The organism is Vannielia sp. SX4 (assembly GCF_052828525.1).
Genome location: NZ_CM128247.1, coordinates 3462591 through 3478694, shown reverse-complemented (window position 1 = coordinate 3478694; position 16104 = coordinate 3462591). Strand labels below are relative to the sequence as shown.

General features: G+C 67.0%; 15 protein-coding genes. 11 read left to right on the top strand and 4 right to left on the bottom strand.

Annotated elements, in window-relative coordinates; translation table 11 throughout:
- Nucleotides 1–46 precede the first annotated feature (46 nt).
- The 11 genes from ACUXVX_RS17170 (at nt 47) to ACUXVX_RS17120 (ending at nt 11623) form a co-directional block, all read left to right on the top strand.
- Nucleotides 47–1084 (top strand): TRAP transporter substrate-binding protein, encoded by a 1038-nt coding sequence (locus ACUXVX_RS17170; protein ID WP_222468418.1) that lies wholly within the window; start codon nt 47–49, stop codon nt 1082–1084.
- 69 nt (nt 1085–1153) lie between these two features.
- Entirely contained in the window at nt 1154–2518 is a 1365-nt protein-coding gene (locus ACUXVX_RS17165) for a glutamine synthetase family protein (RefSeq protein ID WP_446309243.1), read from the top strand.
- A gap of 3 nt (nt 2519–2521) precedes the next feature.
- Nucleotides 2522–2890, top strand: a complete 369-nt coding sequence (locus ACUXVX_RS17160) for a VOC family protein (protein ID WP_446309241.1) — start codon at nt 2522–2524, stop codon at nt 2888–2890.
- Nucleotides 2883–4265: an aldehyde dehydrogenase family protein gene (locus tag ACUXVX_RS17155; RefSeq protein ID WP_446309240.1), complete on the top strand. Its 1383-nt coding sequence runs from the start codon at nt 2883–2885 to the stop codon at nt 4263–4265. Before ACUXVX_RS17160 ends, ACUXVX_RS17155 begins: the two co-directional genes overlap by 8 nt.
- Nucleotides 4262–5407 (top strand): iron-containing alcohol dehydrogenase, encoded by a 1146-nt coding sequence (locus ACUXVX_RS17150; RefSeq protein ID WP_446309239.1) that lies wholly within the window; start codon nt 4262–4264, stop codon nt 5405–5407. Before ACUXVX_RS17155 ends, ACUXVX_RS17150 begins: the two co-directional genes overlap by 4 nt.
- 46 nt (nt 5408–5453) lie before the next feature.
- Entirely contained in the window at nt 5454–6257 is an 804-nt protein-coding gene (locus ACUXVX_RS17145; protein WP_446309237.1) for a DUF6635 family protein, read from the top strand.
- 57 nt (nt 6258–6314) lie between these two features.
- The gene (locus tag ACUXVX_RS17140; protein ID WP_446309236.1) at nt 6315–7763 is read left to right on the top strand and encodes an amidase; all 1449 of its coding nucleotides are present in this window, start codon (nt 6315–6317) and stop codon (nt 7761–7763) included.
- A gap of 46 nt (nt 7764–7809) precedes the next feature.
- Nucleotides 7810–8859, top strand: coding sequence for an ABC transporter ATP-binding protein (locus tag ACUXVX_RS17135; RefSeq protein WP_410001014.1), 1050 nt, complete (start codon nt 7810–7812; stop codon nt 8857–8859).
- Entirely contained in the window at nt 8856–9752 is an 897-nt protein-coding gene (locus tag ACUXVX_RS17130; RefSeq protein ID WP_222468426.1) for an ABC transporter permease, read from the top strand. Before ACUXVX_RS17135 ends, ACUXVX_RS17130 begins: the two co-directional genes overlap by 4 nt.
- Nucleotides 9745–10545, top strand: a complete 801-nt coding sequence (locus tag ACUXVX_RS17125) for an ABC transporter permease (RefSeq protein ID WP_446309235.1) — start codon at nt 9745–9747, stop codon at nt 10543–10545. The genes ACUXVX_RS17130 and ACUXVX_RS17125 overlap by 8 nt, the downstream gene beginning before the upstream one ends.
- 52 nt (nt 10546–10597) lie before the next feature.
- Nucleotides 10598–11623 carry an extracellular solute-binding protein gene (locus ACUXVX_RS17120; RefSeq protein ID WP_446309234.1) on the top strand — a complete coding sequence of 342 codons (1026 nt, stop codon included), beginning with the start codon at nt 10598–10600 and terminating at the stop codon, nt 11621–11623.
- 71 nt (nt 11624–11694) lie between these two features.
- Here ACUXVX_RS17120 and ACUXVX_RS17115 read toward each other — a convergent pair whose 3' ends face one another.
- The 4 genes from ACUXVX_RS17115 to ACUXVX_RS17100 all read right to left on the bottom strand — a co-directional run bounded on the left by ACUXVX_RS17115 (nt 11695) and on the right by ACUXVX_RS17100 (nt 16026).
- The gene (locus ACUXVX_RS17115) at nt 11695–12726 is read right to left on the bottom strand and encodes a histone deacetylase family protein (protein WP_446309233.1); all 1032 of its coding nucleotides are present in this window, start codon (nt 12724–12726) and stop codon (nt 11695–11697) included.
- Between the two features lie 62 nt (nt 12727–12788).
- Entirely contained in the window at nt 12789–13472 is a 684-nt protein-coding gene (gene gph, locus ACUXVX_RS17110; protein WP_446309232.1) for a phosphoglycolate phosphatase, read from the bottom strand.
- Complete coding sequence (locus ACUXVX_RS17105; RefSeq protein ID WP_446309231.1) at nt 13469–14341, bottom strand: sugar phosphate isomerase/epimerase family protein; 873 nt, start codon at nt 14339–14341, stop codon at nt 13469–13471. Before ACUXVX_RS17105 ends, gph begins: the two co-directional genes overlap by 4 nt.
- Nucleotides 14338–16026 carry an FAD-dependent oxidoreductase gene (locus ACUXVX_RS17100; protein ID WP_446309230.1) on the bottom strand — a complete coding sequence of 563 codons (1689 nt, stop codon included), beginning with the start codon at nt 16024–16026 and terminating at the stop codon, nt 14338–14340. Before ACUXVX_RS17100 ends, ACUXVX_RS17105 begins: the two co-directional genes overlap by 4 nt.
- Nucleotides 16027–16104: the final 78 nt, after the last annotated feature.

Below are 16104 nucleotides of genomic sequence, written 5' to 3'. Positions count from 1 at the left end.
ACCAGAGGCCGGCAAACGGCCCGACCCAACGACAAGGAGAGAGAGAATGACGACGAGAAGAACGTTCCTCAAGGGGGCCGCCATTGCCGCCCCCGCCGCGCTGGCCACCCCGGCCATTGTGAAGGCGCAGACCGCGATCAAGTGGCGCTGGCAGACCTACGCGGGTGCCGCGCTGGGCGAGCATGTGACCAAGCCGATGGTCGATTACATCAACACGGCGGCCAACGGCGAGCTGGAGATCGAGCTGTTCTACGCCGACCAGATCGTGCCCACCGGCGAGCTGTTTCAGGCGCTCCAGCGCGGCACCATCGACGCGGTGCACTCGGATGACGACTCGATGGCCTCGCCCACGCCGCTGCGCCAGTTCGGCGGGTACTTTCCCTTTGCCACCAAGCACATCCTCGACGTGCCGGTGCTGTTCAACCAGTACGGGCTGAAGGAGATCTGGGAAGAGGAATACGCAAAGGTCGGTGTGAAGTGGCTGGGTGCCGCCGGGCAAGACCCGTGCAACTTCAACACCAAGAAAGAGATCACGAGCGTTGCCGACCTCGACGGGCTGAAGCTCTACACCTTCCCCACCGCCGGGCGGTTCCTGTCGCAGTTCGGCGTGGTGCCGATGAACATCCCTTACGAGGATGCCGAGGTTGCGGTGCAGACCGGCGAGCTTGACGGCATGGCTTGGTCGGGCATCACGGAAGACTACACCGTGGGCTGGGCCAACGTGACGGACTACTTCCTGACCAACAACATCTCGGGCGCCTGGATCGGCTCCTACTTCGTCAACGAGGCGCGCTGGGCAGAGCTGCCCGAACACCTCAAGACACTGGTGATGGCGGGCGTCGAAGCGGGCCACACTTATCGCAACCAATGGTACTGGGGCGGCGAGGCCAAGCTGCGCGCCACCGGCGACAAGCTTGAGCTGCGCACCGTGCCGGCGGCCGAATGGGCCGAGGTGGAGAACGCCGCCAAGGCTTTCTGGGAAGAGATTGCCCAGGAAGGCGAGATCCAGCAGAAGATCGTGAATATCTTCAAGGAGTATAACGGCGTCATCAACCAGGCTGGCCCGCCCTACACCAACGGCTGATCCCGGTTAGACAAGAGATACAGGGTGGCCCCGCAGCGGGCCGCCCTGACCCGTGAAAGGATAAGAGACATGCCCGGCAACCTGACCCTCGAGACCCTTACCGAAATGGCCGCCACCGGCGAGATCGACACCGTTCTGGTGGCGCTGGTGGATATGCAGGGCCGGTTGATGGGCAAGCGCTTCCACGTGCAGAACTTCCTCGACCACTCGGTCGAAGAGACCCATTGCTGCAACTACCTGCTTGCCACCGATCTGGTGATGAGCACCCCCGATGGCTACAAGGCCACGAGCTGGGAGGCGGGCTATGGCGACTACGTGATGCGCCCCGATCTGAGCACTCTGCGCCACGTGCCGTGGCTCGAAGGCACGGCAATGGTGATCTGCGAAATCCTCGACCACCACCACCACGCCCCCGTGCCGCATTACCCGCGCGCCATGCTGGCCGCGCAGGAGGCACGGCTGGTCGAAATGGGCTTTACCTCGGCGATGGCGACCGAGCTGGAGTTCTTTCTCTTCGAGAAGGACTACCGCACCAACCAGAAGGAGGGCTACCGCGCCCTCGTGCCCTTCAACGGCCACAACGAAGATTACAACCTCTTCCAGACCACCAAGGAAGAGAGCATCATGCGGCCCCTGCGCAACCACCTCGTGGGCGCGGGCGTGCCGGTGGAGAACACCAAGGGCGAGGCGGAGCTGGGCCAGCAGGAGCTGAACATCCGCTACGCGGGCGCGATGGACTGCGCCGACAACCACACCATCGCCAAGCACGCGACCAAGGAGATCGCTTGGGCGAACGGCGTTTCGGCCACCTTCCTGCCGAAGTGGAAGGCCGGGATGGTCGGCTCGGCCAGCCATGTCCACATGTCGCTCTGGAAGGGCGGAGAGGCCTCGTTTTATGACGCCAACGCGCCTCACGGCCTCAGCGAGCTTGGCCGCCAATTCAGCGCCGGCCTGCTGAAATACGCCCCCGATATCATGGTCTTCCTCGCTCCTTATGTGAACAGCTACAAGCGCTTTGCCCCCGGCACCTTTGCCCCCACCAAGACCGTCTGGTCGGTGGACAACCGCACCGCGGGCTTCCGCCTTTGCGGCGAGGGCACCAAGGGCGTGCGGATGGAGTGCCGGATCGGCGGGTCCGACATGAACCCCTATCTCGCCCAAGCCGCCTTGCTGGCCGCCGGGATTGCCGGGATCAATGAAAAGCTCGAACTCTCGGATCCGGTGAGCGGAGATGTCTATGCCGACGATGGCGCGCAGGAAGTGCCCCGCACCCTGCGTGACGCGATGGAGACCCTGAAAGCCTCCGACATGCTCCGCGCCGCCTTCGGGGATGACGTGGTGGACCACTACTACCGCGCCGCCGAGTGGGAGCTGGAAGAGTTCGACCGCGCCGTGACCGACTGGGAAATCGAGCGCGGCTTCGAGCGGGCCTGAGCCATGATCGAACGGATCGACCATATCGTTCTGACGGTGCGCGACGTGGAGGCCTCAGTGGCCTTTTATGCGCGCGTGCTCGGCATGGAGCCAGTCACCTTTGCTGGCGGGCGGAGGGCGCTTGCCTTCGGGCAGCAGAAGATCAACTTGCAGACACTCGGGCAAGAGACCCGCAACTTTGCGGGCATCGGCTCGGGTGATCTCTGCCTCATCACCGAATGGCCGGTGGAGCGTGTGCTCGCCAAGCTGGCCGAGGAAAACGTGGAAGTGGTGGAGGGCCCCGTGGCGAAGTCGGGCGCGCTGGGGCCGATCACTTCTGTCTATTTCAACGATCCCGACGGAAATCTGATCGAGGTAAGTCGCTATGACTGACGTGCTGAAATGTATCTCGCCGATTGACGGCTCGGTCTTTGCCGAGCGCCCGGCGCTCTCGCTGGAAGAGGCGCGGGCTTCGGTGGCCGAGGTGCGCGCCGCGCAGGCCGCATGGGCCGCGCGCCCGCTGGAAGAGCGGATAAAGCTGGTGATGGCGGGCGTGGCCCGCGTGGGCGAGATGACCGACGAGATCGTACCCGAGCTGGCGCAGATGATGGGCCGCCCGGTGCGCTACGGCGGCGAGTTCGGCGGCTTCAATGAGCGCGCGAGCCATATGGCGGAGATCGCCGAGGAATCGCTGGCTGATCTCGAGGTGGGTGAGGATGCCACCTTTAGGCGCTACATCCGCCGGGTGCCCTGGGGCGTGGTCTATGTCGTGGCGCCGTGGAACTACCCCTACATGACCGCCATCAACACCGTGGCGCCTGCGCTGATCGCCGGCAACACTGTGGTGCTGAAGCACGCCACCCAGACGCTGCTGGTGGGCGAGCGCATGGCGCGGGCCTTCCACGAGGCGGGGGTGCCGGAAGATGTGTTCCGCAACGTGTTCCTGAGCCACGAGGTGAGCGACGCGCTGATCCGTGAACGTGCGTTCAATTTCATCAACTTCACCGGCTCGGTCGCGGGCGGTCAGGCGATGGAGAAGGCGGCAGCGGGCACCTTTGTGCCGGTTTCCACAGAGCTGGGCGGCAAGGATCCGGGCTACGTGGCCGAGGATGCCGACCTCGATGCGGCGGTCGATACGCTGATGGATGGCGCGATGTTCAACGCGGGCCAGTGCTGCTGCGGGATCGAGCGGATCTACGTGCACGAGAGCCTCTATGACGCCTTCGTCGAGAAGTCGGTCGCCTGGGTGAAGGCGCTGAAGCTCGGCAACCCGATGGAAGAGGCCACCACGCTCGGCCCGATGGCGAGCCCGCGCTTTGCCGCCGTGGTCCGTGCGCAGATCGCGGATGCGGTGAAGGCCGGGGCCGTGGCCCATATCGAGACGCTGCCCGAGGATGACGGCGGCGCTTACCTGACCCCGCAGATCCTGACAGGCGTCACCCACGACATGGAAGTGATGCGCGAGGAGAGCTTCGGCCCGGTCGTAGGCATCATGCCCGTCTCCGGCGACGAGGAAGCCATCGCCCTGATGAACGACTGCCGCTACGGCCTGACCGCCTCGGTCTGGACGGGCGACGTGGAGCGCGCCGCCCGCATCGGCGACGCGCTGGAAACCGGCACCGTCTTCATGAACCGCGCCGACTATCTCGACCCGGGCCTCTGCTGGACCGGCTGCAAAGACACCGGGCGGGGCGGCGGCCTCTCGGTGATCGGCTATCACAACCTGACCCGCCCCAAATCCTACCACCTCAAGAAGGTCACCAAATGAGCCTCACAGGAACCTGGTCCTACCCCACCGCCATCCGCTTCGGCGCGGGGCGCATCGCCGGACTGCCCGAAGCCTGCATCGCCGCGGGCATCACCAAGCCGCTGCTGGTGACCGACAAGGGCCTGAAATCGATGGAGATCACCACGCAGGCGCTCGATATTCTCGATGCCGCCGGGCTGGGCCGTGGTCTCTTTGCCGAGGTGGACCCGAACCCGAATGAGCTGAACCTCGAAGCGGGGCTGAAGGTGTATCGCGAGGGCGGGCACGATGGCGTCATCGCCTTCGGCGGCGGGTCAGGGCTGGATCTTGGCAAGATGGTCGCGTTCATGGCGGGCCAGTCGCGCCCGGTCTGGGATTTTGAGGATGTGGGTGACTGGTGGACCCGCGCGGATGCAGACGCCATCGCGCCGATCATCGCGGTGCCCACCACGGCGGGGACGGGGAGCGAGGTGGGGCGTGCCAGCGTCATCACCAACTCCGAGACCCATGTGAAGAAGATCATCTTCCACCCGAAGGTGCTGCCGACGGTGGTGATCAGCGACCCGGATCTGACGGTGGGGATGCCGAAGCACATCACCGCAGGCACCGGGCTCGATGCCTTTGCGCATTGTGTCGAGGCTTATAGCAGCCCGTTCTACCACCCGATGTCCCAAGGCATCGCGCTGGAGGGCATGCGGCTTGTGGTCGAGAACCTGCCCCGCGCCTATGCCGATGGCACCGACATCGAGGCCCGCGCCAACATGATGAGCGCAGCGGCGATGGGCGCGGTGGCCTTCCAGAAAGGGCTGGGGGCGATCCATGCGCTCTCACACCCGATCGGCGCGGTCTACGGCACGCACCACGGCACCACCAACGCCGTCTGCATGCCCGCCGTGCTCGAGTTGAACGCGCCGGAGATCACGGAGCGGTTCGACCGGGCGGCAGGTTACCTCGGCATCAAGGGCGGCTTCGACGGCTTCAAGGCCTTCGTGCAGGAGTTCAATGACTCCTTGGGCATCCCCCGCAAGCTCTCCGAGATGGGCGTGGGCACTGACCGGATTGCCGAACTGACTGCCATGGCACTGGAAGACCCCTCCTGCGGCGGCAACCCGGTAAAGCTGGACGAGGCCAACGTGACGGCGCTGTTCAAGGCGGTGATCTGAGAGGATTGCCCTTTCGAAACCCGCCCGGACGCCCCACATAGAGGCCATGGATACACGGGACGCGATGGTGCGCCGCTTCGTGCGCGAGACCTTCGGGCCAAGAGGCACGCTCGGGTTGCACCGGGCGGCCTTCGGGCTGGATCTGTTGCGCGCGCCGGTGAATGTGGTGCTGGCGCCGGTGTTCCTGCTGGTGAAGCTGCTCGGGCTGATCGCAAGGCTCTGCCGTGCGCGGCGGCTGGGGGATTGGCTGCTGTCGCGGCGGATCGTCTTTCAGACCGCCGTGTCGCGGAAGGTGGCCGCAAGGGTCACCGCGCTGATCACGGAGATGGACGCCGCGGGCGCGGGGCCGAACGCGCCGGAGCCGGTGGTGGATCGGGCGGTGGAAGAATACGTGGGGGTGCGCAATGCCGTATCCGAGATCACCACGGTGCTCTTCGTCCTCATCACCGGCTGGGCGCTGTTCCATTCGGCCACGCTCGGCGTGCTCTCGCTCGCCGGCCCGGTGGCCGACATGCGGGCGCAGGCGCTGGCGATCGAGAATTACTGGGCTGGGCAGTGGCTTGGGCAGGTCTATTTCGGGTGGTTCCCCCGGGCGCTGGACCCGTGGCAGGTGGTGCTCACCGGGGTGGTGCTGGCCATGCTGGCCTCGCTCGTCACCACCTTCGCAGGCGTTCTGGCGGACCCAGTGCAGCTTTGGATCGGCGCCCACCGGCGCAGGCTGATGCGGCTTCTGTCGCGGCTCGATGCGCAAGCCGAGAATTCCTCGGGCCTCTCGCGCGAACATGCGGTGGCGCGGCTCGGCGACCTTACCGATATCGCACTGGCGGTCTGGCGCGCGCTCCGGCCGTAACCCGTTGACTCCGCTGTGAGGCCGGTCAGACTTGGCCCAACTCACGGGGAGACTCTCATGGCAATGGAACGGCTGGACGCGACCGCTCTGGCGGAGCTCGTGGCGCGGGGCGAGGCCACGCCGGGCGAGTTGCTCGATGAGGCGCTGGCGCGGGTTGCAGCGGTGAACGGCGAGTTGAATGCCGTGGTGCTCGTGCAGGAAGAGGCGGCGCGCGCGGCGATTGCGGCAGGGCTGCCGGAGGGGCCGTTCAAGGGCGTGCCATTCCTGCTGAAGGATCTGGGCGCGGAGGCGCAGGCCTACCCGGCGCACAACGGCTCGGCGCTGCTCCGCGATACACACTATAGCTACAACAGCGAGATTTTCCTGCGGATGCAGGCGACCGGGGTGGTCACCTTCGGGCGCACCACCGCGCCGGAGGGCGGCGTCGGGCCGGTGACGGAAGCCAGCGTCTATGGCGGGCCAACGCGCAACCCGTGGGACGTGAGCCGCACCTCGGGCGGCTCCTCCGGCGGGGCGGGGGCTGCCGTTGCGGCGGGCATCGTGCCGATGGCGCATGGCTCCGATGGCGGCGGTTCGGTGCGCATTCCGGCCTCATCCTGTGGGCTCTTTGGCTTCAAACCCACTCGCGCGCGCTTTCCCGATGGGCCTGCGGCGGGCGAGGGCTGGGCGGGGATGGCGACCGATGGATTTTTGACCCGCTCGGTGCGCGACAATGCCCGGATGATGGATGCCTGCGCCGGGCCGGACCTTGGCCAGCCCTATGCCGCGCCGCCCATGCCGATGAGCTACAGCGAGGCGATCACCCGCCCGCCGCGCCGCCTGCGGGTCGCGGTCTGTGACACCAATTTCAGCGGCGGCGCAATCGACCCCGAATGCCAGCGCGCGGTGCAGGACGCGGCGCAGCTGCTGGAAGACCTCGGCCACCACGTGGAGCCCGCCCGCCCACAGGCTGACCACGACATGATGATGCAGGCCTGGACCCGGATCGTGGGCTGCGGCACGGCGCTCTGGGTGCGCGAGACCCTGAAGAAGAGGGGCAGGGCGCTCGAAGCGGGAGACGTGCAGGGCGTGGCGCGCGGCGCGATTGCCTATGCCGCCGGGCTGACCGGGCCGGATTATCTGGCCGCCGTCGATTCCATCCACGCCTTCGGGCGGCAGATGGCACGCTTCTTCGCCGGGAGCTACGATGTGCTGCTCTCCGCCACGCTGGCGGAGCAGCCCGCAAAGGTGGGGCGCTTCAGCCATGAGCGCGAGGATTTCGAGAATTATCGGATCGGGCCGGGCGGCGTGTTTGACTATTCGCCCTTCTGCGCGGCCTTCAATGCCAGCGGCCAGCCGGCGGCCTCGGTGCCGCTGCACTGGACGGCGGAGGGCCTGCCCGTGGGGCTGCACCTAGCCGCCCCCTTCGGCGCCGACGCGGAGCTGATCGCGCTTTGTGCAGAGCTGGAGCAAGCCCGCCCATTTGCGCAGCGCCGCCCGCCTATCGATGCAGCAGCGCTTGCTTAACGTGCTGACAAGGCGCAGTCTTGTGGCACACGAGGGGGCCAGTGAATTGAGCGAAGAAAACGCTGTCGTCGCACAGAATGTAGGCAAGATCTACGGCACCGGGGCCGCGGCCTTCACCGCCTTGGGCGACATTTCCATCGCGATCCGCAAGGGCGAGTTTTTTACCCTGCTTGGCCCCTCGGGCTGCGGAAAGACCACGCTGCTGCGCTGCATCGCGGGCTTCGAAACCCCGACGAGCGGCGCGATCCTGCTCGGCGGGCGTGACATCACCGGGGTGCCGCCCAACCAGCGGCCAGTGAACACAGTCTTCCAGAGCTACGCGCTGTTTCCGCATCTGACGGTGGCGGAGAACGTGGGCTTCGGGCTGAAGATGCAGGGCAAGAGCAAGGCCGAGATCGACGCCGCGGTGGAGCGGGTGCTGGCGCTGGTGAAGCTGGAGCCTTTTGCGACACGGCTTCCGGCGCAGCTTTCGGGCGGGCAGCAACAGCGGGTGGCACTCGCCCGCGCGCTGGCGCCGGAGCCGGAGGTGCTGCTGCTGGATGAGCCGCTCTCGGCGCTCGACCTCAAGCTGCGCAAGGCCATGCAGGTGGAACTGAAGCGGCTCCAGACCGAGACCGGCATCACCTTCATCTTCGTGACCCACGATCAGGAAGAGGCGCTCACCATGTCCGACCGGATTGGGGTGATGAGCGCCGGTGCGCTGCTTCAGGTCGGCAGCCCGCATGAGATTTACGAGAAGCCGGTGAACCGCTTTGTCGCTGATTTTATTGGTGAAACCAACTTCATCGAGGGCGAGGCGAGCGCGGCGGGCGTGGAGATCGCGCCCGGTGTGGTGCTGCCGGTCACGGGCCATGGCGGCCCGGTCACGCTGGCGGTGCGACCCGAGCAGTTGCGCATCGGCGAGCCGGGCGCGGGGCTGGAGGCCGAGGTGAAAGAAGCGGTCTACATGGGAACCGACACGCATTACACGCTGGCCCTTGCGGGCGGCCCGCAGGTGGTGGCCCGAGTGCAAAGCAGTGCCGGGCCGGAGCCGCAGGTGGGCGACAAGGTGGGCGTCACGATCGATGCGCAATCGGTGCAGGTGCTCAGCGAATGAACGGGCCGGGGCGCAGCAAGGCGGCAAACGGATGGCTCCTCTCGGCGCCCGCGCTGCTCCTGCTGCTCATCGCCGCCAGCGGCCCGCTTCTGATCGTGGCGGTCTACTCCTTTCTGGAAAAGGGCGATTATTCGGGCGTCCGCTGGATTCTCTCCGGCGAGGCGTGGTTCAGGGTGCTCTTCGAGCGTGACATCTTCGATGGCACAGTCAGCCTCGCAGATGCCAACCTATCGATCTTCTGGCGCTCGGTGAAGCTCTCGCTGGCGACCACGCTCATCACCTTCGCCCTCGGCCTGCCGACAGCATGGTTCATCGCCACGCGCCCGCCCAAGGCCCGCGCGGTCTGGCTCTTTCTCATCACCATCCCGTTCTGGACCAACCTGCTGATCCGCACCTTCGCGATCATGGAAGTGATCCGGAACCAGGGGCTCTTGAACACCTTCCTGATCAACATGGGCGTCATCAGCGAGCCGATCCAGATTCTCTATACCGATACGGCGGTGCTGATCGGCATGGCCTACGTGTATCTGCCGCTCATGGTGCTGCCGCTCTTCGCTGCCATCGACCGCTTCGACTTCAAGCTGATCGAGGCCGGGTATGACCTTTACGCGACCCGCTGGCGCATCCTGCGCAGCGTGGTGCTGCCGATCATCAAGCCGGGGATCGTGGCTGGCTGCATCCTCGTCTTCGTGCCAAGCCTCGGCGCTTACGTGACGCCGCGCGTGCTGGGCGGAGGCAAGAACATGATGATCGGCAACTTCATCGAACTGCAGTTCGGGCAGGGGCAGAACTGGCCGCTGGGCGCGGCGCTCTCGATGGTGCTACTCATCATCGTGATGGGGGCGCTGCTGGTCTACACCCGCGTCTCCGACAGGGACGACCCCCATGCGTAAGGCCTTCGATGTCACCACCCTGCCGGGCTTCACCTTCATCGCCATCACCGCCTTCGTGCTGCTCTACGCGCCGATCGTGACGCTGGTGATCTACTCCTTCAACGGCGGCAACTCGGTGAACCTCTGGGGCGGCTTCTCGCTCAAGTGGTATGCTGAAGCGGCGGGCAACGAGGCGGTGCAGGGCGCGGCGATCCGCAGCTTCATCATCGCCATCTCGGCCTCGGGCATCGCCACCACGGTCGCCACGATGGCGGCGCTGGGCACCACCCGGCGCGGCAAATTCAAGGGGCAGACGGCGATCTACATCATGATCAACCAGCCTCTGATGGTGCCCGAAATCGTGACCGCCGTGGCCCTGCTGATCTTCTTTTCCTCGATCAAGATCGCCACCGGCTACTCGGGCCTCGGATACCTGATCATCGCGCACGCGGCCTTCTGCGTGCCCTTTGCCTACCTGCCGATCCGGGCGCGGCTGGAGGGGATGGATCTGACGATGGAGACGGCCGCCGCCGACCTTTACGCCACGCCGTGGAAGACCTTTCGCTACGTGACCCTGCCGATCCTGATGCCCGGCGTGATCGCGGGCGCCATGCTGGCCTTCGTCATCTCGCTCGACGATGTGATCATCACCGAGTTCGTCAAATCCGCCGGGCAGGACACGCTGCCGACCTACATGCTGGGCCAGCTCCGCCGGGCGCTGACGCCGGAGGTCAACGCCATCTCGACAGCGCTCTTGGCGCTGACGGTGGCGATCCTCACCGCCTTCTTCCTGATAACCAGAAAGCGGGACTGACCCGCGCGAGACGGGGACGAACCCCGCCGCAACCCAACAAAGGAGAGTAAGAATGAAGAAGATACTCGCAGCCACCACGGCCCTTCTGGCCAGCGCGGTCGCGGCCCAGGCCGAGGGCACGCTGAACCTGTTCAACTGGGGCAACTACACCTCGCCGGAGCTTCTGGAGAAGTTCACCGAGGAGACCGGCATCACCGTGACGGTCACCGATTACGACAGCAACACCACGGCGCTCGCCAAGGTAGAGGCGGGCGGCTCGGGGTTTGACCTCGTTGTGCCTTCGGCCAACTACGTGCCGATCTACCTCGAAAAGGGCCTGCTGGCCGAGCTCGACATGAGCAAGCTCTCCAATCACGGCAATATCGCCGCCGAGTGGAAGGACGTGGCCTGGGATCCGGGCCGCAAGTTCACCGTGCCGTGGCAGTGGGGCACCACCGGCATGGCGGTGAACACCACGGTCTACGGCGGCGACGTGAACACCTCCGACATCTTCCTCGATCCTCCCGAGGAGCTCGTGGGCAAGGTGAACGTGGTGCCGGAGATGAACGACATCATGGCACTGGCGATCTTCAACGCCGGCGGCGAGGCCTGCACCGAGGATCTGGAGCTGCTGAAGGGCGTGCGCGACAAGCTGATGGCCGCCAAGCCCAAGTGGATCTCGATGGATTACGGCACCACCGACAAGCTCTCATCGGGCGACTACGTGGCCACCGTCAACTGGAACGGCTCGACCATGCGCGCGCGACTGAACAACCCCGACGTGGTCTATGGTTATCCGAAAGAGGGCTATCCGCTGTGGATGGACTCGGTGGGGCTTCTGGCGGACGCGACGAATGTGGAAGAGGCCTACAAGTTCCTCGACTTCATCATGGTGCCGGAGAACGCGGCGATGATCTCGAGTTTCGCGCGCTATGCCAACGGCATCGAAGGGTCGGACCCGTTCATGCCCGAAGAGATGAAGACCGCTCCGGAAATCGTGGTGCCGGAGGAGTTTGCGGCAGCGGGCAAGTTCCTGCCCACCTGCCCGCAGTCGGCCACCGATCTCTACACCGCGATCTGGACCGAGCTTGTGAAGTGATCGCGATGCGCTTTTGAAAACCCGGATGAGCGGCCCCGCTGGGTGGCTCATCCGCACATCCTCGCCGCGGCTCAGGCCCCGAGGAAGCCCTCCAGCACGTTCACCGTGTTGATCCCCACCGCCTCGATCGCATAGCCGCCTTCCATGCAGAAGACGGTCGGCAGCCCCAGCCCGGCGATGCGGCGGCCGGCGTCGGTAAAATCCTCCGACTCAAGCTTGAAGAAGCTGATCGGGTCTTCCTTGTAGGCATCCACCCCCAGTGAAATCACCAGCGCTTCCACGCCTGTGGCGCGGATTTGCGCAATCGCATCGTCCAGCGCCTCGGCCCATGGGGCGTAGGGCGTGCCAGGCAGCATCGGGTAGTTGAAGTTCGCCCCTTCGCCCGCGCCCGCCCCCCGCTCGTCGGCATAGCCAAGGTAATACGGGTAGGCGTGGCTGGGCGCGCCGTGGAGCGAGAGAAACAGCACATCCGCCCGGTCGTAAAAGATGTTCTGTGTGCCGTTGCCGTGGTGAAAGTCGATGTCGAGCACCGCCACCTTGCCCGCCCCGCCGTCGCGGAACATCTGCGCCACCACCGCGGCGTTGTTGATGAAGCAGTAACCGCCGTATTGATCGGCAGTTGCATGGTGGCCGGGCGGGCGGCAGAGCGCAAAGGCCGCATCGGCCCCGCCCGCCACATGGCGCTGGGCGGCCTGCGCCGAGGCCAGCGACGACAGCGCCGCCTTCCATGTGCCGCCGGTGATCGCCGTCTCGGAGGCGTGGCAGTAGTAGCCCACCTTGCCGTCGATGTACTCCGGGCAGCGGTCCGTGTGCATCCCACGCGCGGGCATTCCGGCCGCGATCACCTCGCCCGCCATGCCCGCGGCCTTCCACTCACCCCAAGCAGTTTCGAGGAACCGCAGGAAGCCCGGGTCGAGCAGCTTTTCCACCGGGGCCATGTCGGGCGCGCCGGGAGCCACGATGTCGGAGAGCCCCTGCTCCTTGAGCCGGTTCAGCACGTATTCCACCCGGGAGGGCCGCTCGAACGGGGTAACGAACTGGCCGCCGGTCAGCTCGGCCTGCGGAAAGTGCAGGCGGTGGTCTTCGGAGAAGAAGGTGCGCATCTCGGGGCTCCTGTGGGTGGTCTCGGCAGGAGCGTATCAGAGCCGTGGGCGGCGACCATCGCTTATTGCGCGGCCGTCCCGAGCGCGGCCATCTCGGCCACTTTGCCGGGCAGCTGGGCGAAGTCTGAAAAGGCGATCTGCGGCGCCAACTCCTCCACCGGGGTCTTGCGGTAGCCCTCGGTGAAGAGCGCAAAGGGCAGGGCGGCGCGGCGGGCAGTTTCCGCATCCACCTCGCTGTCGCCCACGTAGAGCAGAGGCGTGCCGCCGAGCGCCGCGAAGGCCGCCCTCAGCGGGGCAGGGTCCGGCTTGGTGACGGCGAGGCTGTCTCCGCCGATGACGGCGTTGAAGAAGGGCGCGAGGCCGAGTGCTTCGAGGATCTGCTCTGAGAGCGCCCTCTGCTTGTTGGTGCAGAGCCCGAGCCGATAGCCTCCTGCCTGCAAGGCCGCCAGCGCCTCAGGCACGCCGGGGTAGGGGCGGGTGAGGTCGGCAGGGTGGGCGGCGTAATGCGCCAACATCGCGGCAAGCCACTCCGGCTCCTGCTCCGCGGGCGTGGCACGGTCGGCCATGACCCGCCGCACCAGTGTCGGGATGCCGTGGCCGACGAAGCCCGCCACCTTCTCCTGCGACATCGGCACCTCACCCGCATCGGTCAGCATCCGGTTCACGGCGGCATGAATGTCGGCCGCGCTGTCCACCAGCGTGCCGTCGAGGTCGAAGACAATAGCCATGCCGGTGTCGGGGGTCATTCGGGGCGTTCCTGCTCTGTGGGACGGCCCGGTGCGCCGCTCTGCGCCTTGTCGCCCGGTCCGAAGACCTCTGCAAGCAGGGCGCGGGTTGCGGCGGCGGCGAGGGTCAGCGTGGCCTCGGGGCCGTGGGCTGCGGTGTGGGCGTCCATCGGCACTTCTACCCCCAGCGGCAACCCCTCGGGCAGCGCCTTGAGGAAGCGGGCAAGGTCAATCTGCCCCTCGCCGGGGGGTAGGCGGGCCTCGCGGGCGGTGTGTAGCAGCGCCTCGCGGCTATAGCTCGGCTCCACCGGCGCATCGCTTAGGTGGGCAAAGCGCAGGCGCCCCGGTTCGGCCAGTGTCAGCGCCTCGCGGCTGCTACCGGAGCGGTCGAAATGCAGGCTGTCGGCCAGCACCCCCACGCCCGGCCCGGCTTGTGCGGCAAGGGCGAGGGCGGCGGCAAGGTCGGGCACCACGGCCCATGGGAAGAACTCGAGAGACACCCCGAGGCCTCGCGCCTCTGCCCGTTCCGCGAGGGCGCCAAGCGTATCGGCGAGGCGGGCAAGGTCGGGGTCGTAGGGCGCGGTGATAAGCTCCCGCGCACCCAACTCCGCCCCGGCATCGAGCAGCGGGTCCAGCGTGGCGATGTCCAGCTCCGGCTCGATCATCACGAACTCGATGTCATGCACGGCAAGCCCTGTCTCCGCGAGGGCGGATTTGGTCTCGGCCATCGCAGCCCGGTCCTCCATCAGCGGATAGGCGGGCGAGGTCGGGGTGACCCGGCGCAGCCGCAGCCCCACCGCGTCGAACCCCGCCTTCGCCGCCGCGCGGATGAACGCAGGCGGCGCCAGCTCGATGGCAGTAAGGTGCGCGACCGATATCATGCGGCTCATGGCTGCTCTCCCGAAGCGTGGCGCCCGGCGATGAACCCGAAGGTCAGCGCCGGGCCGAGGTTGATGCCGCCCGCAGGGTAATGCCCGCCCATCACCGACGCCATGTCTGTCCCGGCGGCGTAGAGACCGGGCACCGGGCGGCCCTCCGGCCCGAGCACCCGTGCCGCGCCATCGGTGACGAGGCCGGCGAAGGTGCCGAAGCTGCCGGGGATCACCCGGACGGCATAGAAGGGCGCGTGGGCGAGCGGGGCGACGCAAGGGTTCGGCCCGTGGTCCGGGTCGCCCTGAAGGCGCATGTAGGGTGTGGTGCCGCGCCCGAAGGCCGGGTCTTCGCCGCGCACCGCGCCTGCATTGAAGGTGGCGATGGTCGCGGCAAGCCCCGCAGGGTCGATGCCGCAGGCGCGGGCCAGCGCCTCGGGCGTGGCGGCGCGGGTCAGGTAGCCCGCGCGGAGCCACGGGCGCAGCGGCAGCGGGGCAGGGCGGGTGATGCCAAGGCCGTAGCGGCGGATGAAGCGGTGATCGCAAATCAACCAGCTTTCGGGCGTGGCATCCTCAGGCGTGGCGGCAAGCAGGGCGGTGACGTAATCATGGTAACCCAGCCCCTCGTTGCAGAACCTCTGGCCATTCGCCAGCACCCCGATCACCCCCGGCTTCCCCCGGTCGATGATATGTGGAAAGGTGCCGCGCGTGCCGTCCGGCCAGCGGACCTCTGACACCGGGCACAGCGCCGCCGGGCCGGCCAGCGCCTCGGTCTGCCGCCCGCCTGCGGCCTCGCCCGCCTGCAGCCCGTCGCCGGTGGCCTCCGGCACAGCAAGGGCTGCGTGGGTTTCGGGGCGCGGGAAGGTGGCGGTGCGGCGGGCGGTGTCATGCGGGTAGCCACCGCAGGCCAGCACCACGCCGCGCCGGGCCTTAACGGTCACCTCGCCGGAACACAGGGCCAGCCGTGCGCCCACCACAGCGCCTGCCTCCGTCAGCAGCCCTTGCAGCGCATGGCCAGTGCGCAACTCGACGCCCCGGTCCAGCGCCGAGCGCATCAGCCGCGCCGCCAGTGCATTGCCGTTCCTCAGCTGCATCCCGCGCCCGTGCCGCGCCAAGTCCCACAGGTGCCGCACCATCCGCCGCGAGACGTAAAGCGCCGAGCGGGGCGCGCGCAGCACGGTCATGAAGGCCCGCAGGTCCGGCCCGGCCTGAATGGTCATCCCCATGAAGCTGGTCTCACGCATCGGCCGCCGCAGCAGCGCCAGCGCCGCGCCGAGGCCTTTCGCTTCGTAAGGCTTGGCGATCACCGAGCGCCCGCCCATGCCCGCACCGGGCAGGTGGCTGTAGGTATCGGGGATCTTCAGCCCCGGCTCGAACTGCAGCGCCGTTTCGCGCTCGAAAAAGCCCACCATCTCCGGCGCGGCCTCCAGAAAAGCATCCACCAACTCGTCGTTGAAGGCGTTGCCCTGCACGGCCTCAAGATAGGCTCGGGCCGCGCCCGGCTCTTCCGCCACGCCGCCTGCCGCGCACACCGGGTTGCCCGGTGCCCAGATCCAGCCGCCCGACCATGCAGTGGTGCCGCCGATCACATCGGCCTTTTCGGCCACCACCACCCGCAGTCCGCGATGGGCTGCCACAACGGCCGCCGCCAGCCCGGCGGCGCCGGAGCCTGCCACAAGCAGGTCGCAGGTGATCTCTTCGGCCAAGGCCTCCTCCCGTCTCGTCCTCCCCGATCCATCGCCGCTCCTCGCCCTAACGTCAAATGCTTGCTTTTCGCTCTGCGT

Coding starts and splice junctions, on each gene's coding strand:
- gph (WP_446309232.1), bottom strand. CDS start 13,472: ATGACCCCCGACACCGGCATGGCTATTGTCTTCGACCTCGACGGCACG.
- ACUXVX_RS17150 (WP_446309239.1), top strand. CDS start 4,262: ATGAGCCTCACAGGAACCTGGTCCTACCCCACCGCCATCCGCTTCGGC.
- ACUXVX_RS17120 (WP_446309234.1), top strand. CDS start 10,598: ATGAAGAAGATACTCGCAGCCACCACGGCCCTTCTGGCCAGCGCGGTC.
- ACUXVX_RS17125 (WP_446309235.1), top strand. CDS start 9,745: ATGCGTAAGGCCTTCGATGTCACCACCCTGCCGGGCTTCACCTTCATC.
- ACUXVX_RS17130 (WP_222468426.1), top strand. CDS start 8,856: ATGAACGGGCCGGGGCGCAGCAAGGCGGCAAACGGATGGCTCCTCTCG.
- ACUXVX_RS17140 (WP_446309236.1), top strand. CDS start 6,315: ATGGCAATGGAACGGCTGGACGCGACCGCTCTGGCGGAGCTCGTGGCG.
- ACUXVX_RS17155 (WP_446309240.1), top strand. CDS start 2,883: ATGACTGACGTGCTGAAATGTATCTCGCCGATTGACGGCTCGGTCTTT.
- ACUXVX_RS17160 (WP_446309241.1), top strand. CDS start 2,522: ATGATCGAACGGATCGACCATATCGTTCTGACGGTGCGCGACGTGGAG.
- ACUXVX_RS17165 (WP_446309243.1), top strand. CDS start 1,154: ATGCCCGGCAACCTGACCCTCGAGACCCTTACCGAAATGGCCGCCACC.
- ACUXVX_RS17105 (WP_446309231.1), bottom strand. CDS start 14,341: ATGAGCCGCATGATATCGGTCGCGCACCTTACTGCCATCGAGCTGGCG.
- ACUXVX_RS17115 (WP_446309233.1), bottom strand. CDS start 12,726: ATGCGCACCTTCTTCTCCGAAGACCACCGCCTGCACTTTCCGCAGGCC.
- ACUXVX_RS17170 (WP_222468418.1), top strand. CDS start 47: ATGACGACGAGAAGAACGTTCCTCAAGGGGGCCGCCATTGCCGCCCCC.
- ACUXVX_RS17145 (WP_446309237.1), top strand. CDS start 5,454: ATGGATACACGGGACGCGATGGTGCGCCGCTTCGTGCGCGAGACCTTC.